This is a genomic window from Salinispirillum marinum, assembly GCF_042650105.1.
GTDB lineage: Bacteria > Pseudomonadota > Gammaproteobacteria > Pseudomonadales > Natronospirillaceae > Salinispirillum > Salinispirillum marinum.
Genome location: NZ_JBHSAL010000002.1, coordinates 895,926 through 915,248 on the forward strand (window position 1 = coordinate 895,926; position 19,323 = coordinate 915,248).

18 protein-coding genes are annotated in these 19,323 nt (G+C 52.8%); 11 read left to right on the forward strand and 7 right to left on the reverse strand.

Annotated features, from left to right (window positions below; all coding sequences use genetic code 11):
• The first annotated feature begins 35 nt into the window (after positions 1-35).
• Together ACFOSD_RS11350 and ACFOSD_RS11355 are read left to right on the forward strand one after the other, a co-directional pair.
• Positions 36-542: an outer membrane beta-barrel protein gene (locus tag ACFOSD_RS11350; protein ID WP_380696578.1), complete on the forward strand. Its 507-nt coding sequence runs from the start codon at positions 36-38 to the stop codon at positions 540-542.
• A gap of 60 nt (positions 543-602) precedes the next feature.
• A complete protein-coding gene (locus ACFOSD_RS11355; RefSeq protein WP_380696580.1) occupies positions 603-929 on the forward strand; it encodes a DUF1904 family protein in 327 nt (108 codons plus the stop codon).
• A gap of 31 nt (positions 930-960) precedes the next feature.
• Here the strand turns inward: ACFOSD_RS11355 and ACFOSD_RS11360 are convergent, their stop codons facing one another.
• The 7 genes from ACFOSD_RS11360 to ACFOSD_RS11390 form a co-directional block, all read right to left on the reverse strand.
• Positions 961-1,815 carry a carbon-nitrogen hydrolase family protein gene (locus ACFOSD_RS11360; protein WP_380696582.1) on the reverse strand — a complete coding sequence of 285 codons (855 nt, stop codon included), beginning with the start codon at positions 1,813-1,815 and terminating at the stop codon, positions 961-963.
• Positions 1,784-5,686 carry a YhdP family phospholipid transporter gene (locus ACFOSD_RS11365; protein WP_380696584.1) on the reverse strand — a complete coding sequence of 1,301 codons (3,903 nt, stop codon included), beginning with the start codon at positions 5,684-5,686 and terminating at the stop codon, positions 1,784-1,786. The genes ACFOSD_RS11360 and ACFOSD_RS11365 overlap by 32 nt, the downstream gene beginning before the upstream one ends.
• Positions 5,687-5,726: 40 nt before the next feature.
• Entirely contained in the window at positions 5,727-7,178 is a 1,452-nt protein-coding gene (gene rng / locus ACFOSD_RS11370) for a ribonuclease G (protein ID WP_380696586.1), read from the reverse strand.
• On the reverse strand, positions 7,168-7,773 hold the full coding sequence (locus ACFOSD_RS11375) for a Maf family protein (protein ID WP_380696588.1): 606 nt from the start codon (positions 7,771-7,773) through the stop codon (positions 7,168-7,170). Before ACFOSD_RS11375 ends, rng begins: the two co-directional genes overlap by 11 nt.
• Position 7,774: 1 nt before the next feature.
• Positions 7,775-8,263, reverse strand: coding sequence for a rod shape-determining protein MreD (mreD, locus tag ACFOSD_RS11380; RefSeq protein WP_380696590.1), 489 nt, complete (start codon positions 8,261-8,263; stop codon positions 7,775-7,777).
• 1 nt (position 8,264) lies between these two features.
• Positions 8,265-9,134 (reverse strand): rod shape-determining protein MreC, encoded by an 870-nt coding sequence (gene mreC, locus ACFOSD_RS11385; RefSeq protein ID WP_380696592.1) that lies wholly within the window; start codon positions 9,132-9,134, stop codon positions 8,265-8,267.
• Positions 9,135-9,203: 69 nt separating this feature from the next.
• A complete protein-coding gene (locus ACFOSD_RS11390) occupies positions 9,204-10,241 on the reverse strand; it encodes a rod shape-determining protein (protein WP_380696594.1) in 1,038 nt (345 codons plus the stop codon).
• Between the two features lie 189 nt (positions 10,242-10,430).
• Between ACFOSD_RS11390 and gatC the strand changes: the two genes are divergently transcribed.
• The 9 genes from gatC (at position 10,431) to yfbR (ending at position 19,322) form a co-directional block, all read left to right on the forward strand.
• Positions 10,431-10,718 (forward strand): Asp-tRNA(Asn)/Glu-tRNA(Gln) amidotransferase subunit GatC, encoded by a 288-nt coding sequence (gene gatC, locus ACFOSD_RS11395; RefSeq protein WP_380696596.1) that lies wholly within the window; start codon positions 10,431-10,433, stop codon positions 10,716-10,718.
• Between the two features lie 108 nt (positions 10,719-10,826).
• The gene (gene gatA / locus ACFOSD_RS11400; protein WP_380696598.1) at positions 10,827-12,287 is read left to right on the forward strand and encodes an Asp-tRNA(Asn)/Glu-tRNA(Gln) amidotransferase subunit GatA; all 1,461 of its coding nucleotides are present in this window, start codon (positions 10,827-10,829) and stop codon (positions 12,285-12,287) included.
• A 3-nt stretch (positions 12,288-12,290) separates the two neighbouring features.
• Entirely contained in the window at positions 12,291-13,724 is a 1,434-nt protein-coding gene (gene gatB, locus ACFOSD_RS11405) for an Asp-tRNA(Asn)/Glu-tRNA(Gln) amidotransferase subunit GatB (protein WP_380696600.1), read from the forward strand.
• Positions 13,725-13,953: 229 nt separating this feature from the next.
• Entirely contained in the window at positions 13,954-14,928 is a 975-nt protein-coding gene (dctP, locus tag ACFOSD_RS11410; protein WP_380696602.1) for a TRAP transporter substrate-binding protein DctP, read from the forward strand.
• A gap of 65 nt (positions 14,929-14,993) precedes the next feature.
• On the forward strand, positions 14,994-15,824 hold the full coding sequence (locus tag ACFOSD_RS11415; RefSeq protein WP_380696604.1) for a TRAP transporter TatT component family protein: 831 nt from the start codon (positions 14,994-14,996) through the stop codon (positions 15,822-15,824).
• A 44-nt stretch (positions 15,825-15,868) separates the two neighbouring features.
• Entirely contained in the window at positions 15,869-16,864 is a 996-nt protein-coding gene (locus tag ACFOSD_RS11420; RefSeq protein ID WP_380696606.1) for a TRAP transporter substrate-binding protein, read from the forward strand.
• Positions 16,861-17,403: a TRAP transporter small permease gene (locus ACFOSD_RS11425; protein ID WP_380696608.1), complete on the forward strand. Its 543-nt coding sequence runs from the start codon at positions 16,861-16,863 to the stop codon at positions 17,401-17,403. Before ACFOSD_RS11420 ends, ACFOSD_RS11425 begins: the two co-directional genes overlap by 4 nt.
• On the forward strand, positions 17,400-18,677 hold the full coding sequence (locus ACFOSD_RS11430; protein ID WP_380696610.1) for a TRAP transporter large permease: 1,278 nt from the start codon (positions 17,400-17,402) through the stop codon (positions 18,675-18,677). The genes ACFOSD_RS11425 and ACFOSD_RS11430 overlap by 4 nt, the downstream gene beginning before the upstream one ends.
• A gap of 6 nt (positions 18,678-18,683) precedes the next feature.
• Positions 18,684-19,322: a 5'-deoxynucleotidase gene (yfbR, locus tag ACFOSD_RS11435; protein WP_380696613.1), complete on the forward strand. Its 639-nt coding sequence runs from the start codon at positions 18,684-18,686 to the stop codon at positions 19,320-19,322.
• Position 19,323: the final 1 nt, after the last annotated feature.

Here is a 19,323-nt window from a genome sequence, read left to right on the forward strand (position 1 = left end):
AAGGCACTATGTTAATACATTCAAGGAACTGAACCATGAAACCCTATCGCTTTGCCCTACCTGCTCTCTTATTAACATCCTCGTTCGCCACCGCTAACGCTTATATTGGTATCGGTGGTTCATATAATTTGCTCGATAAGGACGATTTTGTCATCCTGAATCCCATATCGGGCCAAATAATTGTCGGGGCCTACCTGAACCCAAGTTTAGCAATTGAAGGTCGCTATGGGCTGGGCATATTGGATGATGAGGATGGTGTTACCGCCGACATTGATAGCACCCTTGGCCTCTACTTTCGACCAACCATTGAGAATGACCAGAGTGCCATTTATGGCATCATAGGCTTTTCTGAGGTTATGTTTACCGAAACTTATACGAATGGTGACCAAATCAGCTACGCCACCACAAGCCTCTCCGTTGGTGCGGGATTATTACTACCCCTTTCCAGAAACCTGAATATGCAGGGCGAGTGGATGACGTTGTTTGAGCGCCCCGGATACCGCATCAGCGGTGTGTCTTTTTCACTGGTCAGAAGCTTCTGATCAAGCCACTCTCACAAAGAGCCGATAAGGCTCTTTACAGAGTACCTATTGGAGAAAAAAATGCCACAACTCATTTTCCATGGAATTGACACCGAAACGGTGAAAGCATGCTCAGGCGAGCTGGTCGAACAACTAGCCGCTGTTATGCAAACGGACGTTGAAAACTTTTTGTTGGAAATCGTCAATTCCGTGCAAGTTTTTGAGGGTAAAATTACGCCCTCATACCCATATATTGATGTACGCTGGTTCGACCGGGGTCAAGACATTCAAGACCGCAGCGCCGCCACCATCGCCAGGATCTTGAACGGTCAGAACGTTGACCCGGTGGATATCATTTTCCTACCACTGGAAAAGCAGCGCTACTACGAAAACGCCGAGCATTTTTGATGCTACGCCGCGCGGCTGACCGATGGGTTGATCAAAGCCGATGATGCTCGTGAATGGGCAACTGTTCACGAATGTGGGACAAGCGGCGTTTAAAGATATCTCGCACCAAAACGGCAGGCACGGACGCCAAGGATTCCACACAATCGCCCCACGGATCGACCAAATGGCTATGGCCCCAGGTTTGCCGCCGCGCATCATGCCACCCGCACTGATTTACACCGAGCATATAAACACCCTGCTCTACCGCGCGGGCGCGCAATAGCAACTGCCAGTGTGCTTGTCCGGTACGATGGGTAAACGCCGACGGAACCACAATCAGGTCTGAACCGGCCATGCGCAAACGGTGAAACAGTTCAGGAAAGCGCAGGTCGTAACACACACTCATGCCGATGGTGAAATCGCCCAGCGCCCATGTAACGACTTCTTGGCCCGGCGTGTAGTGGTCAGACTCGGCGTAGCGACCTTGAGCGTCGCCCACCGAAGCATCAAACAGATGGATTTTATCGTATTGTGCGATGACATTGCCGCCCGGTGAATAAACACGACTGCGGGCAAAAAACTTACCGCTGGCCGGATCCAATGTTGGTATCGTACCGGCGACCAACCACACTTGATATTGTTTGGCTTGGGCAGCCGCCCATAAATTCACTGGTCCGTCACCGTTCACTTCTTTGGCCGCTACATCGGCCGTTTTTCCGGTGCCTAAGGTCGCGAAGTTTTCCGGCAACACCACCAGAGAAGCGCCCGCCTTTGCCGCTTGTGCAATGCCTTGTTCGGCAGCATCCAAGTTGCCTTGCAGGTCCAGTTGGCTGGTCATTTGCACACCGGCCACACGCAATTGGCTATTATTTCCGTTAGGGTCTGCTTTCGGGTCCAAATAATTCACGCACTCGCTCCTCTATCGTCGCATCGTTGCCACGAATATTACTGTCAAACAACCGGGTGGCCGTGACATTAGGATCACGAAGACTGCCCGATATTTCCGTACGCACACTGAACAATCGTTCTAACTCGCGCTCGAATGCACGCTCACCAAAAATCACCAACAAAGCTAAGGGCGGCGTAACACCAGCCCCCAACGCCACTAACCCCGCAGCATTGGTTACCCGCGCAATGACAACGCCTTCGGCATCCAATTGATCGGTTGGCACATCATAACTGCCATTAAAAAACATTTTCGCCCCACTGCCGTCAAGCAGTAAGCGATCACCAACGGATACTACCCCTTGATTTAACACCAGATCCCCGGCGATCTGATCATAGGAGAACCCGGCATTCAATACATCCCGAAAATCGAGTGACAAGCGCCGAAAAATACGCGTGACATTCATTAAGCCAATCAATTTGATCGAATCAAATTCTTCCAACTCGTAGATTGCACCATTACGTAGGTCAAAATCGACGCTGCCGACCAACCCCAACCCCGCAAAATACAGCGGACTACCTGGCCAACTTACATCTGCGGTGGCGCGTACACTCTGACTGTCGGCAATGGGCGTAAAACCTGATGCGGTCAGAAACCGGTTGATGTTTCCGCCGCGAATATTCAAATTCAAATGCGTGGATTGCCGCTGTTGTTCGGCAAAACGCCACTCCATATCGCCAGTCACTTCGAGAAAGCGGACCAATCCATTCAAATCTGACACGCGGACGCTATCGGCATCATTTTCGACATTAAAGCTCCAATAGCCATAGTCAAGGTCATTCACTAACAACCGGCGTAACTCAATTTGCATGGGCGGAATGTCTTGCGCCGCGTAATCATAGAACGGATCGTCTTCGGGATCGTAGGCATAGGGCGGTGGAGGCTCATACTCTGGCCGTTGCGCCGTTTGCAAACTCAAATAATCCAGAATAAGGATCAAAGGCTCACCGGGCTCACCTGACAAGCCCAAAATACCGCGCACCTCGTTCGCCCTTACTTCGGCCGTCAGTCCATCGGCGCTGTTATTCAGGGCTACAGTAAAATCGTTGAACTGTTGTTGCAGCAATGTAGCGCTGGCGGCTTGCAGATTAACATCCGCGCGCATACTGGGGCCTGCCAGTGGTAATCCATCGTCATTGGACGAAAACAGCGTTCTGAATCGTTGAATCTCGATCCACCAGGCATCCGCGTCCAAGTCGGGCACACGGATGTCAGCCAAAATTCGTCCGGACTGCAACGGGCGGGGCACCTCGCCCACACCAAAAACGGCACTGTCCAAGCTCCAGTCATTAGCCACAATCAGTTGCCCTACCACATCATTGCCATAAGTAAAGGCCACCTGATGCGTGTCACCGAGCCCCAACGTCAGCGCCAGCGCTCGGGTTTCTTCTGCCTGTTTACCTACCGGCGCTGGCAAAGGAATTTCCAAGCCCTGCAAACTGGACGACAGCTCAAACTGCGGCCAGCCATCAAGAAAGGTTATATTAGCCGTGTAGGGCACAATACCCGGCATACCACTCAAAACCGGGTCATCCAGCCAAGCACCAAAGGTATCGACAGGTAAATCGCCGTCGGCGTGGATGGAAAAATTCCAAGCACCATCATGGACTTGGGTAGCGACATCAAATTGTGTAGGCTGGTCAAAAAACTTCCCTTGCAATCCCAAGCCACGCACACCTTGTTCGGTACTGACGAACAACGGCCCACTGATGTCGCTGATGGCCAACGCTTGCTCAGGCAAGACCAAACGGCCTTGTCGCACATCGAGCGCAATGTCGGCATAAATGTCGGCCTCCGATAGCGGTACGTTCAGCGATAAATGACCCGCAATCTCACCACTGACATCCCATTGTCGAATGGTGTCATTCAACAGACTGTGCAACGGCGAGTCGGTGACCAAGCGCCAGGCATCCTGTGCTGAACCGGCGACCGGAATATTGATGTGCACCCACCGCGGCCCGACCGAAAATGGCATGTTCAGGTCACCATTTGCCAAACGAAGCCCCCCCAATTCGGCTGCTTGCAGAGCAACAGAAAGGCCTCGATGATCCATGAAAAACTGTCCCGTCGCGTTTGCAACGTCTGGCCATGCCGGATCAAACCGCACACTTGCTCGTTGTACATCGGCCATGAGTACACCGGCCTGCACTTTTGGATCGGGTGAGAACGTATTAGGCAGAATCACCGCCCAATCTTCGGCCTCCAAATAATGAATATTGGTTCTAATCCAGCGCTGCACGGCCGGATCTAAATTCATCGGTAAGGCGTCGTTCAACGCCCCAGTGTCCAATCGCTCACCGGCCAACGACAACGCAAAAACAGATTCCGTCAGGCGCGGCTGTGCGCTTAAGTCAACCGTGGTGGCCAGTTGACCTTGTAGTCGCCCGACATCACGCCACAACATAGAGAGTGGACCGCTGGCAATGTTTAACACGCTGCCCTCCCCCACTCGCCAGGCAAACTCACCAGCCTCGACATTCAATTCCAACACGGATGGCAAAACTTCTGGAATATCCACCCGCCAATCCCCGGCCTGACTTTGTAAAACACCACCGCGCGGGGTTGCCGTAAAGCGGCCTTTGATGCCTTCAATACCTGGATAGCCGCCGAAGGGTCCAAAATAGCCTTCAGTCAGTACACCTGTTAAGCGAGTGTCCTGCCACTGCAGCACATCCGCTTGTTGCGGAATCTGCACCTGCACATCGGTCACCGTTCCGGTAATTTCATGACGGTCAAACAAAGGAGTTCCCGTCCAGTCAGTGAGCAGAGCACCCAAGGTTGCCACATTAATTTCACTGGCCGTTATGAGCGCTTGCTGGCCATCCAGTGTCAGTTCATAACGCGACAGCGGCCATAGTCGATCGTTATAGATAAAGGTTAGATCTTCCAATTGTAGATATTGCGCGCCATTCTTTGGGGACCAATGCAACGCAGCAGAGAATGCTTCAATTTGTTGCTGCACACCGGTCGCCGCATCACCCACAAAACGAAAGGCTGCTTCTCCCCGATCAATTTCGGCGTGTACTTCCTGCCACGCACCACCCTGCCATTCAGCCCACCAAGCACCAGAAACAGCGAGCCGAGAGGCATCAATGGGCCAATCTGCCGTGCCACCAGCAACATTCAGCACTGCGGGTAAATCAAACAAGTCATGCTCAAGATAGATGGAAAAGTCTGGTGTAGCCCGGATATTGCGCGCTTCAACCTGAATGGCGGCCGGTACGGCCTGCCCATCCGGGTCTAGCACTACATCACCGCGTGCGGCATGTTGATCAGGCGATGACAGAATGAAAACGTCGGCCAGTAACACATCGAAACGTTGAGTATCTTTCAATAAATTGATGCGAATATTGCGCAATTGCAGGCTGTCTTGCGCCAAAAGCTGATCATAGATTTGTAATAGGCTGCGTCGAACGCGCGTGTCACTCTCGAAGGCACTGAATGCTGGCACCGTCCAGCGATCATCCTCATAGCTGACATCAATGCTCGCACCTGTGGCAGAAAGGCGGAAGAAAATAATGTCTTGTTTAACGAGGGAAGCAATTAGGGCAGGCTCTAAGACCAAGGTGTCCAAAGCGAATTGTTCACCTATGGCAACATCTCGCACGGTAAACACCGGGCCGAATCCACGCCATTCACCTTGTACACTGCCGATACGCACCGGCTGTTGTAGCCAGGTAGAGAGGAATTGTTCCACCGCCGGGGCCGTCCGGTTAATCATGGGCGCAACCTGCCGCCCCATGATGACATAGAGCATCAGCAACACACCGACCATGGCCAGTGAACGCCAGATGGCGCGACCGAGATAAAAGAATTGCGATTCTCTAGCCATGGGGAAGCTCTACAACACCCGGTGACGAGACACAAATGAGCTACATAAGTACAACATCAAACTGGTCCGGGTGATACATGGGTTCTACCTGGAATTTAATGGGCTTGCCAATAAAAATTTCCAAATCCGCCACCGATGCGGATTCTTCATCCAGCAATCGGTCCACCACTGTTTGGGCCGCCAACACCAAATAACTGCCGTTATTATAGGCTCGTTCTTCGCGGAGAATTTCCCTGAATATTTCATAACAGGTGGTTTGTGCTGTTTTTATCCGTCCTCGACCGCCGCAGGTAGAACAGGTTTCCGTCATCACCTGTTCCAAGCTTTCGCGGGTGCGCTTGCGTGTCATTTCCACCAAACCTAATTCGGAAACCCCCGTCACCTTGGTTTTGGCATGGTCACGCTCAAGCAATTTTTCAAACATGCGTAAGACCTGTCGGCGATGTTCTGGATCTTCCATATCGATGAAATCAATAATGATGATGCCACCCAAATTACGCAATCGGAGTTGCCGTACGATGGCAGTAGCCGCTTCTAAATTGGTCTTAAAGATGGTTTCTTCGAGGTTCCGATGCCCGACGAACCCACCGGTATTGACGTCTATCGTGGCCATGGCTTCGGTTTGTTCAACGATCAGATAACCACCGCTCTTTAGCTCAACTTTGCGCGATAGGGCGCGTTCTAATTCGTCTTCGACACCGAACAGATCAAAGATGGGGCGCTCACCAGGATAATATTCTAAAACAGGCTCGACTTCGGGATTATACTTACGCACGAAATCGATGGTGTTTTGAAAGTTCTCGCGCGAATCAATACGAATTTTCTCCACGTCCGGGCGCACCATGTCTCTTGCGACACGCAGATACAGAGGCAAATCTTCATAGATATTGCTCGGAGCCTTTTGCTTCTTCATTTTTTCTTTGAGTGCACCCCATAAGCGTTTTAAATACGCCATATCTGCACGCAATTCGGCCTCGCCAATGCCTTCCGCAGCGGTACGTAAAATGAAACCGCCACCTACGATCTCCAGCTCTTCTTGCAGTTGCTGTACCAGTTGACGTAAACGCCCACGCTCTTCTTCGTTTTCAATTTTTTGACTGATGCCGAGATGCGCGGTTTCCGGCATATACACCAAATATCGAGCCGGTACAGACAGTTGCGCGGTCAGCCGAGCCCCCTTTGTACCGATCGGGTCTTTAATGACTTGCACCAATAATGCCTGGCCTTCGTACACCAGTTGATTGATGGGTTTCGGCGTTTCATTATCGGTATCGATGTCTGAGGCATGTATAAAGGCCGCGCGGTCCAAGCCGATGTCCACAAACGCCGCCTGCATACCGGGCAACACACGGACGGCCTTCCCTAAATAAATATTGCCAACGATACCGCGCGCTTGTGTGCGCTCGATGAAGAGTTCTTGCGCCGCACCGTTTTCGACCAAAGCGACGCGGGTTTCCATCGGCGTAATGTTGACCAGTATTTCAGAATTCATGGACTGTTTGTTCCTGCCATAATGTTATGCCAGCCGCCTCCAAATGATCAGCGACCCGATCAAGGGGTAGCCCCATGACGGAATGATAGCTTCCTTCAATAGCACGTATGTAACGTGCGCCACGGCCTTGGATGCCATAAGCACCTGCTTTGTCGGCCGGTTCACCACTGTTCCAGTACGCCAAAATCTCTTGCTCGGACAGAGTTTTAAAGGTTACCTGCGTGCAATGAAAGTCCCCGGAAACGCCCCGTGCAGTAGCCAACGCAAAGGCGGTCAGTACCTGATGGGTTTGCCCTGACAAGTGCAAGAGCATCCGCCGTGCATCATCGTAATCAACGGGTTTCCCCATGATCCGTGAGCCAAGAACAACGGTGGTATCGGCGGCCAAGACAACCGAAGACGCTCGCTCCGCAGCGGTCAATGTCGTCCAGACGGCTTGCGCTTTCTCACTGGCCATCCGCTGTACATAGGTTTCGGGGGTTTCGCCCGACCCTGGGGTTTCGTCGATATCAGCCACCAAAACACGAAACGGCACACCCAGCAGTTGCAGTAATTCCCGACGGCGAGGTGAGCCAGAAGCTAAAATTAACGACATGCTATTTTACTCGGTATCGTATGCGCAGGCCACGCAATATCAGGTAAAGCCAGGGCCACAAAACAGCACTGGTGAGCGCTGGCAGGAGAGACAAAAACAAGTCACCGGGGTAGCTGAAGAGCTGCCGCAAAGCGAACTTCAGCGAAAGAAAAAGTACCATCATCACCAGCACCGTTCCCGCTTGCTGGACCGGGGGATACACCCGAATACGTTGATAAAATAACATCACCAAATACGCCAGAAGTGCATAGCACGCGGCGTTCAAGCCTAACGGCGTTCCTTCATGCGCATCAGCAAACAGGCCCAATAAAAACGCAAAGCCGACACCAAACCGGTACGGTAGCGCTAACACCCAATAGATCACCACCACCGCCACCCACTCGGGGGCAATCAACCCGGCATAACCTGGCAATGGCAATGTGCGGAGGAAGAAGGCCACTATAAGCGTGGCGACCACGATAGACCGCCCATGGGCCTTTGGAATTTCCACGTCACTGCTCCTCTGGCGCCGGAGCAGTGACAGAATCACTCTCTACACTGCGCTGAGTGTCTACCAGCAATACATGACGGGTTCGATCCAACTCAGCCAGCGGCCGTGCAGATATGGTCGCGAAGGTGGTTCCGGGATCACGTCGCACCTCGGTGACCTCGGCTACCGGATAACCCACCGGGAAACGCTGGCCTAAACCACTGGTAATGAGTAAGTCTCCGACCACAATATCGGCCGTCTCCGGCACAAACAACAATTCCATGCGGCCGAGATCACCGGTACCCACAACTGTAGTGCGCACGCCATTACGGTTCACCTGCACCGGCACAGCGTGGTTAACATCGCCAATCAATAGCACGCGAGAGGTTAATTGATCTGCTTGAATGATTTGCCCAACCAGCCCGTTCGCGTCTATCACCGGTTGTCCTATGTAGGCACCCGAACTCAGGCCACGATTCAAAATGACCTGATGACTGAAGGGGTCCGGGTCGACGCCGATGAGTTCGGCAGAGATGAAGCGGTCTTCCAATTGTTCCGATGCGTTTAACAACAGGCGCAACCGATCGTTTTCGGTTTCCAGAAGAATCATGCGCTGGGCACGCCGTTCCAACACAAACAATTGCGCACGCAGCCGCGCGTTTTCTTCCAACAAGGTTGAACGAGCCACCAAATTGCGCGACGACCACTCGCTGACGGACGAAGGAATATTGACCAGCCAGCGCACAGGGGTAAACCCCACCGAAAACACTTGGCGCACATAATTCATTTGGGCGAATTGCCAGTCTGCAACCAACAATGCCATGGCGAACAGAAAGAAAATAACCAAGCGTGTACCGTAGTAACGCTTGGTATGAAACAAGGAGTTGCTCATTGCCTCAAACCATCTCCCGTGTCTGGCCAGCGTGCAAAGCGTCGCTCCCTGACAGAGATGGGTTAGCCATTAGATGTCGTGCGCCAACTCGAAAATTTTGTCATCCATCATCTCCAACGCACGGCCACCACCACGGGCAACGCAGGTCAATGGATCATCTGCCACCAAAACTGGCAGGCCGGTTTCTTCGCTGAGCAATTTATCCAAATCACGCAACAAGGCGCCACCACCGGTCAGCACCATCCCGCGTTCAGCAATATCGGCGGCCAATTCTGGCGGCGTCTGCTCCAAAGCACTTTTCACCGCCTGCACGATGGCTGACAGTGATTCCTGCAAGGCTTCAATAACCTCATTGCTGTTCAAGGTAAAGGTGCGCGGAATACCTTCGGCAAGGTTACGGCCCCGCACTTCGAACTCACGTACTTCAGAGCTCGGGTACGCACAGCCAATTTCCACTTTAATGCGCTCTGCGGTGGCTTCACCGATCAAACTGCCGTAGTTTCGACGAATGTAAGACACAATGGCTTCGTCAAAACGGTCACCACCGACGCGCACGGACTCGGCATACACCACGCCGTTTAAAGAAATAATGGCGATTTCGGTCGTACCGCCACCAATATCCACCACCATCGACCCGCGGGCTTCTTCTACTGGTAAACCGGCACCAATGGCCGCTGCCATGGGTTCTTCGATCAAAATTACTTCCCGGGCGCCAGCACCATAGGCCGACTCACGAATTGCTTTTCGCTCAACCTGGGTGGACTTGCAGGGCACACAAATCAATACGCGTGGGCTGGGTGTTATCCAGGAACCTTCGTGCACTTTAGCAATAAAGTGCTGTAACATTTTCTCCGTTACTTGGAAGTCGGCGATCACACCATCTTTCAAGGGCCGAATCGCTGTAATCGAGCCGGGTGTGCGGCCCAACATACGTTTTGCCTCGGTACCGACCGCCGCGACTTCTTTCGAATTGCCTCGCGTACGGACCGCAACCACTGATGGCTCATTTAAGACAATGTCACGATCTCGCACGTAAATAAGCGTGTTAGCGGTACCCAAATCGATAGAAAGGTCGCTGGAGAAGAGACCTCTGAGTTTCTTAAACATGTAATCCGTCCAATTAAGCAATCTGGCAGAGAGCACAATCATCGCATTGCAGGCGCCAGGTAATACCCCTGCTGCTGTGGCTCAATCAGCCTGCAATGTATCAGCGGTGGGGATTTTGAGCAAGGCGCAAATGTGGTAACGTAGCGCGCTTTGTTAATTCTTACTTATATTAACTCTGGAGAGAAGAGCATGAGCCTCGACCGCGCAGAAGTGGAAACCATTGCGCAACTGGCGCGCCTGAAGATTGCTGAGCAGGACGTACCTGCCTATGTAGATGCCTTATCCAGCATCTTGAATCTTGTGGATCAGATGCAAGCTGTAGATACCACAGGCGTTGAACCACTGGCCAATCCGCTTGATGCAACCCAACGCTTACGTGCGGATGACGTAACGGAAGACAATCAGCGGGAACATTTCCAGAGCATCGCCCCGAAAACTGAAGCGGGCCTATATCTGGTACCCCAAGTTATTGAGTGATTGGGCGGCCATTGTTAGCAACGCCGGATTAAGACCAGATTGAGCGACGGGTCTGTTAATTGCTGACCCTACTATTGAATAGCGCACGCTATTGTTAAGGAATTAGTCATGATCGACAAAACACTGAAACAACTTTCTGCGGGGCTCGCTGCCGGAGAGTTCTCCAGCACTGAATTAACCAAAGCGTATTTGGACAGAATTCAACAACTGGATAGCCAACTGAATTCGTTCATTACCGTCACCGCCGACGCGGCTTTGGCTGCGGCAGCCGAAGCGGATACAGCCATCAAAAATGGCACAGCTGGCCCACTGACCGGCATACCCTTAGCCCACAAAGACATTTTCTGTACCCAAGGGGTGAAAACCACTTGTGGCTCGCGCATGCTCGACAACTTCATTGCGCCTTATGAATCCACCGTCACCAGTAAGCTGAAAGCGGCTGGCACCGTCATGGTGGGTAAAACCAACCTTGACGAATTCGCCATGGGCTCCTCTACCGAAAGCTCTTACTATGGGCCGACGCGTAACCCGTGGAACACCGACACCATTCCCGGCGGATCCTCTGGTGGTTCAGCGGCCGCCGTTGCGGGCGGCCTAGTGCCAGCCGCTACCGGCACAGATACCGGCGGGTCCATTCGCCAGCCAGCGGCCTTATGTGGCATCACGGGCTTGAAGCCTACTTATGGCCGCGTCTCGCGCTGGGGTATGATCGCTTATGGTTCCTCGCTCGACAGCGGCGGCCCACTGACCAAAACGGCGGAAGATGCTGCCTTGTTGCTGAATGCCATGGCCGGTTTCGACCACAAAGATTCTACCTGTGTTGACCGCGCCGTGCCCGACTACACCGCGACTTTGGGTGACAGCATTAAGGGCTTGCGCATTGGTTTGCCCGAAGAGTACTTCGGTGAAGGACTCGACAGCGGCATTGCCGAGCGCGTAAACGCTGCCGTTAAAGAGCTGGAAAAACTGGGTGCCGTGGTCAAAAAAATCAGCCTGCCGCGTACGCAATTGTCCATCCCAGCCTACTACATCATCGCGCCTGCCGAAGCCTCCACCAACCTGTCTCGTTATGACGGCGTGCGTTTTGGCTATCGCTGTGAAGACCCGAAAGACCTGCTCGACATGTACACGCGCACCCGGGCTGAAGGGTTTGGTGAAGAAGTTAAGCGCCGCATCATGATCGGCACCTATGCTTTGAGCACAGGCTATTACGATGCGTACTACAATAAAGCCCAGCAATTGCGCCGCCTGATTAAAGATGATTTCCAAACGGCGTTTGCCGAGGTGGACGTGATCGCTGGCCCCACCACCCCACATCCAGCGTGGAAACTGGGCGCCAAAGGCAATGACCCGGTGGCCATGTACCTGGAAGATATTTACACCCTGTCGGTGAACTTGGCAGGCTTACCCGGCATGTCCGTGCCCTGCGGCCAGGTAAATGGCCTACCCGTTGGTATGCAACTGATCGGTAATTACTTTGACGAAGCCCGCCTATTGAACCTGGCACACCAGTTCCAGCTCAACACAGATTGGCATACACAGACTCCGACATTTGGTAAAGAGGGTTAAGAAATGGAATGGGAAATCGTCATCGGTCTGGAAGTACACGCACAACTCTCGACCAACACCAAGATTTTTTCCGGTGCAAGCACCAAGTTCGGAGCCGCACCCAACACACAAGCCTGTGCCGTAGATCTAGGCTTGCCGGGTGTATTGCCGGTGTTTAACGAAAACGCCTTGCGCAAAGCCGTCTCGTTTGGCCTCGCCATCGGCGCCGAGATCGGCAAGCGCTCGGCTTTTGATCGTAAAAACTACTTCTACCCTGATTTACCGAAAGGCTACCAGATCACCCAGATGGATCACCCGATCGTGGGTAAAGGTGAAGTCGAAATCATGCTGGATGACGGCACGCTCAAGCGTGTTGGCGTGACCCGTGCGCACTTGGAAGAAGACGCCGGAAAGTCACTGCATGAAGACTTTCAGGGCATGACGGGGATCGACCTTAACCGGGCTGGCACACCCTTGCTGGAAATCGTTTCTGAGCCGGACATCCGCAGCGCCAAAGAAGCCGTGGCCTATCTGAAGAAGATCCACAGCATCATCACCTATGTGGGCGTTTCCGACGGCAACATGGCCGAAGGTTCCATGCGTTGCGACGCCAACGTATCCGTGCGCCCGAAAGGCCAGCAAGAATATGGCACGCGCTGTGAGATTAAGAACGTGAACTCCTTCCGTTTTGTGGAGCGCGCCATCAATTATGAAGTCGAACGGCAAATCGCCATCATCGAAGACGGTGGCACGGTAGTACAAGAAACCCGCCTGTATGATTCGGTGTTGGACGAAACGCGCAGCATGCGCTCCAAAGAAGTAGCGAACGACTACCGTTATTTCCCCGAGCCTGACTTACTGCCGGTTGAAATCGATGATGCTTACATTGAAGCGGTACGAGATCAATTGCCCGAACTGCCCGATGCGAAGAAGGAACGCTTTATGGCACAGTATGGCTTGAGCGAATACGACGCACTGATCTTGTCGAACACGCGCGACATCGCCGATTTCTTTGAAACAGTTGCGGAGGCAAGCAAAGAACCCAAGTTGTCCGCCAACTGGGTGATGGGCGACCTCACGGCCGTGTTGAACAAAACCAATACGCCGATTGGTAAAAGCCCTGTATCGGCGGCAGATCTGGGTCAACTTATCCAGCGTATTACCGATAACACTATATCGTCGAAGATCGCCAAAACGGTTTTTGAAGCCATGGTGAATGGTGATGGCTCACCTGACCAGATCATCGAGCAGCAAGGCTTGAAACAGGTCAGCGATACCGGTGCTATTGAAGCTATGATTGATGAGGTCATTGCGGCCAGCCCACAACAGTTGGCGGATTATCGCGGTGGCAAGGACAAGTTATTTGGCTACTTTGTCGGACAAGTTATGAAGGCTTCGAAGGGCCAAGCCAATCCAGCCTTGGTGAATGACATACTGAAGCAAAAGCTGGACGGCTAGAAAAGTTGGTGCGCAGGAGGTGAGCCCTCTGGCCGGTGCTTCATGTAGGAGGCCAGCCCTCTGGCCGAACTTTCGCGCGGAGGGCCGCGCTCCTACGAAAAGCTTCGCGCACGCTCGCATGAAAGGCATGCTGCGCTCCTACACCACAATGCATCAGTTGCTGTCATGCCATTGCAACGTATGGTCTATACCGTCAGGGGAACCGGGTAACCAATTAAGGGGTCGTTTTATGGTTCGTGCATTATTCTTCGTTTTACTGGTGTTACCTGCGTTCGCCACAGCCAACACCACGCTGAAGATTTCGACCCTCTATCCCGCTGGCACCTACGCGGTCGAACAACTGCGCGCTGCCAGTGCAGCCATGGCTGCGGAAACGGAAGGCAGAGTGCGGTTGCAAATTTACCCCGGTGGCGTCATGGGTGATGATCAGGCCGTCTTGCGTCGCATCCGTATTGGACAACTCGATGGCTTGGTAGCGCAAAGTGGTGCCATCAGCCACTTACATGGCGACCTCCAGCTGTACAACCTTCCTTTCCTGTTCGATTCTGTGGCGGACGTAGACCGCTTAAGAGCCGAATGGGACAGCAAATTGCTCGCTCGCTTAAGTACATTGGGCTGGCAAGGCTTTGGCCCCATTGATGGCGGCTTTGCGTACATCATGTCGCAAGAACCGATAGAAGATCAGAGTGACCTGAATGCAGCGCGTTTGTGGGTACCTGCCAACTCGACGGCACCCTTATTTGCGCAAGCTTTAGGGCTTCGTCCGATTTCATTGCCCATTGGTGAGGTGCTGACCAGCCTATCGACCGGCGGCATCGACAGCATTGTGTCGCCCGTTCCTGCGGCACTGACACTGCAATGGCACTCGCGGGTTGAGTATCTGTTGAACCAACCCATCATATACACCTATGCCTTGGTCCTGCTCTCAGAGCGCTCCTTCCGGACGATTTCCGAGGCCGACCGAGCGGTCGTGCATCGTATCTTAACGGCCTATGCTGCCGACATGGATCAACGTAGCCGACAAGATAACAACGCCGCTTTTGCAGCGATAGGCCAACAAGATGTCAATATCATGTCCAGTAATGAGCAAATAAAAGCAGAACTGCTGTCGGCGCGCAGCCGGGTATACCAGATTTTGCATGACGAAGGTGCCTTATCCGATGAAGGACTGGATGCTGCATTGAATTTTATCTCAACTCTGTAAATCCGCTAGGGCCACCCGGCTTCAATCGGCATGATGACCATGAACCAGACAAGGCGTTGCATTTAATGATTCGAATTCTCCTCATTGTAGGGATGTTAATGGTCGGTGGTTGCGCCACCACGCAATTACCAAGCAATATCGCTAACGGTATTCTCAGTAACGAAGACTTAGAGATCGTGGGCGCTGGCCTACCCACTTACCTCATTACGCTCGACGGCATGGTCGCCACCTATCCCAAGCGCAGTGGTATTTTGGCCACAGCCGCCGAATTGAACAGCGCCTATGCCGGTGTCTTTATTGACGACCCGATGCGACAAAAACATTTCACCGCCAAGGCACTGGATTTGGCGATGCAAGCTTCCTGCTTAGAAATAGAAGCGCTGTGCGATCCGCGAAGCATTCGTGTCTCGGAATTGGAAGAACGCCTGCAAGGCATTGATCGTGCCCGTGCGGCCCCAACGCTGTATCTGCTAGGTTCCACTTGGGCCAGTTACATTCAAAGCCACAGTGATGACTGGAACGCGATAGCTGAACTCGCGCGCGTGCAACACATACTGGAACGCCAGGTTGCCTTGGACCCGAACCATGCCAATGGCATGGGCCAGCTCTATCTCGGTGTTTTGGCCAGTCTTCTGCCGCCCGCTCTTGGTGGTGAGCCGGAGGTCGCACGAAGCTACTTTGAGTCCGCCATTGCGGCATCGGAAGGGAAAAATCTCATTGTGAAGGTGTTTTACGCACAACAGTATGCCCGCCTGATGTTTGACCAAGCGTTACACAACCAACTCTTAGAGGAGGTTCTGGCTGCAGACCCCAAAGCAGGCAACCTAACCCTGCAAAACAGTTATGCACAACGCCTTGCCAGAGAACTACTGGATTCGGGTGAATTCTATTTTTAAGCGCTGAGTGTCATACTGCATAAGGTTTGTAGCAGGAGAGCAGAATGGTCACATATCGTTGGTTGGGCGCATTGCTGGCCGCCGTGTCGTTGTCTGTCAACGCCATGGAATTTAAAGTGTCCACGCTCTACCCCGACGGCACCGCCGAAGTGAATGCCTTGAAACGGGCCAGCAGCCAAATTCAGGCTGCCACGGATGGCCGCGTAAGTATTCGCGTATACCCCGGCGGTGTGATGGGTGATGATCAATCGGTAGAGCGCCGCATTCGTATCGGACAATTGCACGGCGCACTGGTGCAAACAGGGGCACTTTCGGCTGTGTTCCCGGATATCCAAGTAATGAATGCACCTTTTGCGTTCGGCAATTATGAAGAAGTGGATGCCGTGCGCGCCGTTCTGGACGATGATTTACGCCAAGCCCTTAAAGAACGCGGTTATCATACCTTTGGTTTTGTCGATGGCGGCTTCGCGTACGTAATGAGCCGTTCTCCGGTAGCGACCGTTGATACGCTTAAGCAACAAAAACTCTGGCTACCCGCAAATGACCCTTTTTCGGAAAAAGTGGCACGTTCTTTCGGTTTGTCGCCCATCATTCTGGGTATTTCTGAAGTACTGACGGCGCTCCAAACCGGCACCATAGATGCCATCATCAGTCCGCCGGCGGCCGCACTTACTTTGCAGTGGTTTGCGCGGGTAAACCATGTAACGGACCTACCATTGATCTACACCTATGGCACACTTTATTTGCATGACCGACATTTCTCCCGGCTGTCAGCTGACGACCAAGCCATCGTCACCCGTATCTTAGAACAAGCCTTTGCGGAGCTGGATCAGAATAGCCGTGCCAACAATCGCTCCGCCTATGCAGCCTTAATCAACCAGGGTATCGAAGAAGTTCGGTTGTCGGCAGAACAAACGGACGCCATTCGCAGCAATGCGCAAGCGGCATATCGTATTTTGGTCGATACCGGCGAATTTACCCAGCCGTGGCTGGATCGTTTCCTTATGGCTTTAGCCGATCACCGCCAGGCCAACCCATGACCCTAAAAACGGCTTGGCAACACACCCAAAAAGCGTGGCATCGACTGGAAGACGGCTTATTGCTGGGCGTATTTATGTCCATGCTGACCTTAGCGGTGGCGCAAATTGTGGCGCGTAATCTGTTCGATTTCTCATGGTCCTGGATTGATCCTTTGAATCGTATCGGCGTGCTTTGGATCGCCCTGTTGGGCTCTTTGATTGGCGCGCGGCAGAATAATCACATTAAAATTGACGTTGCCTTACATGTCCTGCCGCCCCGATTGGCGGATGGGGTTATGCGTCTAATTTCTGCTTTAAGCTGCGGTGCCTTGGTTGTCTTAGCATGGCATACCGGTCGCATGGTTTTGGATGAGCGACTGTTCGGCTCACCAGCCTTTGCCGGATTTTTGGCGTGGCCGTTTCAAACCATCATGCCGGTGGCTTTCGGCCTAATGGCGCTGCGATACGCGGTCATGGTGGTGTATCCCGTGCGCCCGGAAAATGAAACAACCGAAGCGGAATCAACTGAAGACCAAACAGCGGAGCACACGCCACTATGATGCCTGCCGCTTATCTTGGTATTTTGCTCATCGCACTGCTTGGCATGCCGTTATTCCTGGTGTTGTTGTCCGCTGCCGGGGTGGGGTTTTCATTCGCGGGCTTGGACCTGCAAGTGCTGGGTATCGAGCTGTATCGCATCACTGAGTCCACTGTACTGATGGCGCTGCCGATGTTTGCCTTCGTCGGATTCCTGCTCAGTGAGGCCAACACCGCTCAGCGTTTGGTGCGTTTATCTCAGGCGGTTCTAGGGTGGCTGCCCGGTGGTATGATGTTGATCGCCCTATTAACATGCGCTTTCTTCACCATGCTCACTGGTGGTTCCGGGGTAACCATCGTGGCCCTCGGAGCCCTACTCTACCCCGCATTAACCCAAAGCCACTACGACAAAACATTCAGTTTGGGGTTGTTAACGACCTCAGGCAGCTTGGGTTTGCTACTGCCACCCGCGATTCCACTGATTCTGTACGGCATTATCGCCCAGCAAATGGACGTTCCTGGGGTCGATATTGTCGATTTGTTCATGGCGGGATTGATCCCGGCCGTCCTGATGATTGTTGTGTTGTATATCTACGGCCTATGGGCCAACCGTCACCAACCCATCGCCAAAGTGCCGTTTGAGTGGCAAGAATGCCGGGCAGCCTTACGGGAAGCCATCTGGGAGTTACTCATTCCCGTGATTATTCTAGGCGGAGTGTTCAGTGGTGTACTGGTGCTGTCAGAGGCTGCGGCTGTCACAGCGCTCTACGTACTGCTCATTGAAACGCTGGTGTACCGTGAAATTTCACCCCGGGCCTTGATGCGCGCACTGCGGGAAAGTCTCGTTATGGTGGGTGGCATTTTGTTGATTCTCGGGGCGGCCATGGCCTTCACCAATCTACTGGTGTTCAACAACATACCCTTTATTCTGTTCGATTTGGTGAGCGAGCATGTCAGTCACCCATTGGTTTTCTTGATTATTCTGAACCTCCTGTTGCTGGTACTTGGCGCTTTTTTAGACATCTTCGCCGCCATCGTCATCATGGTACCCTTGCTGCTGCCGCTGGCGCTGCAGTACGGCATTGATCCCATACACCTTGGGGTGATCTTTGTTGCCAATATGCAAATCGGTTATTTTACACCGCCTGTGGGGATGAACTTGTTTATTGCCAGCTACCGGTTTAAAAAGCCCATAACCGAGCTGTATCGTGCCACGCTGCCTTTCCTGCTTGTGCTCCTTGGTGTGGTGTTGATCATTACCTATGTCCCTTGGCTCAGCCTTGTGCTCGTGAGGTAACCCACTATGGCCAGTCATTTTTTTGCTTATCTTAATCGCTTGCGTTGGATAAAACGCTGGGGGTTAAAACGCAATGTCGTCGAAGAAAACGTCATGGAACACAGTTGGCAGGTCGCCACCATTGCGCATGCTTTAGCACTGATCAAAAATCGTTTTTTCAACGGGCAGGTCAATGCCGAACAAGTGGCGGTGTTGGGGCTATACCACGATGTGAGCGAAGTGATTACCGGCGACATGCCAACCCCCATCAAGTACCATTCGCCGACCATCACCCAAGCGTACAAGGCCGTAGAAGCTGAGGCCGAACGCGAAATCCTGAGCTATCTACCGGCCAAACTCCAAACGGACTACCAGCATTTACTGCTGCATGAACACGCCAACCCCGAACATACGGAGCTGGTGAAATACGCCGACATGATCAGCGCTTATCTCAAATGTCAGGCCGAACTCGATGCTGGTAATAAAGAGTTTCAGAGCGCGTCGCGCCAGATCGAAAAACGTATTCGCAATACCGAAGCACCTGAACTACATTATTTTATGGAACATTTCGTTACGTCATATCAACTGACCATTGACGAATTGTTAAGCAGCCACGACCGGGATTTACACCAAACACAGCAAAGCTCTCATTGCCAAAGGAACTAGG

Bases quoted from the DNA above. Each gene is read 5' to 3' on its own strand.
- gatB (WP_380696600.1), top strand. From the start codon at position 12,291: ATGGAATGGGAAATCGTCATCGGTCTGGAAGTACACGCACAACTCTCG.
- ACFOSD_RS11425 (WP_380696608.1), top strand. From the start codon at position 16,861: ATGACCCTAAAAACGGCTTGGCAACACACCCAAAAAGCGTGGCATCGA.
- yfbR (WP_380696613.1), top strand. From the start codon at position 18,684: ATGGCCAGTCATTTTTTTGCTTATCTTAATCGCTTGCGTTGGATAAAA.
- dctP (WP_380696602.1), top strand. From the start codon at position 13,954: ATGGTTCGTGCATTATTCTTCGTTTTACTGGTGTTACCTGCGTTCGCC.
- ACFOSD_RS11420 (WP_380696606.1), top strand. From the start codon at position 15,869: ATGGTCACATATCGTTGGTTGGGCGCATTGCTGGCCGCCGTGTCGTTG.
- gatA (WP_380696598.1), top strand. From the start codon at position 10,827: ATGATCGACAAAACACTGAAACAACTTTCTGCGGGGCTCGCTGCCGGA.
- mreC (WP_380696592.1), bottom strand. From the start codon at position 9,134: ATGAGCAACTCCTTGTTTCATACCAAGCGTTACTACGGTACACGCTTG.
- ACFOSD_RS11430 (WP_380696610.1), top strand. From the start codon at position 17,400: ATGATGCCTGCCGCTTATCTTGGTATTTTGCTCATCGCACTGCTTGGC.
- ACFOSD_RS11365 (WP_380696584.1), bottom strand. From the start codon at position 5,686: ATGGCTAGAGAATCGCAATTCTTTTATCTCGGTCGCGCCATCTGGCGT.
- ACFOSD_RS11350 (WP_380696578.1), top strand. From the start codon at position 36: ATGAAACCCTATCGCTTTGCCCTACCTGCTCTCTTATTAACATCCTCG.
- ACFOSD_RS11355 (WP_380696580.1), top strand. From the start codon at position 603: ATGCCACAACTCATTTTCCATGGAATTGACACCGAAACGGTGAAAGCA.
- ACFOSD_RS11390 (WP_380696594.1), bottom strand. From the start codon at position 10,241: ATGTTTAAGAAACTCAGAGGTCTCTTCTCCAGCGACCTTTCTATCGAT.
- gatC (WP_380696596.1), top strand. From the start codon at position 10,431: ATGAGCCTCGACCGCGCAGAAGTGGAAACCATTGCGCAACTGGCGCGC.
- rng (WP_380696586.1), bottom strand. From the start codon at position 7,178: ATGAATTCTGAAATACTGGTCAACATTACGCCGATGGAAACCCGCGTC.
- ACFOSD_RS11415 (WP_380696604.1), top strand. From the start codon at position 14,994: ATGATTCGAATTCTCCTCATTGTAGGGATGTTAATGGTCGGTGGTTGC.
- ACFOSD_RS11375 (WP_380696588.1), bottom strand. From the start codon at position 7,773: ATGTCGTTAATTTTAGCTTCTGGCTCACCTCGCCGTCGGGAATTACTG.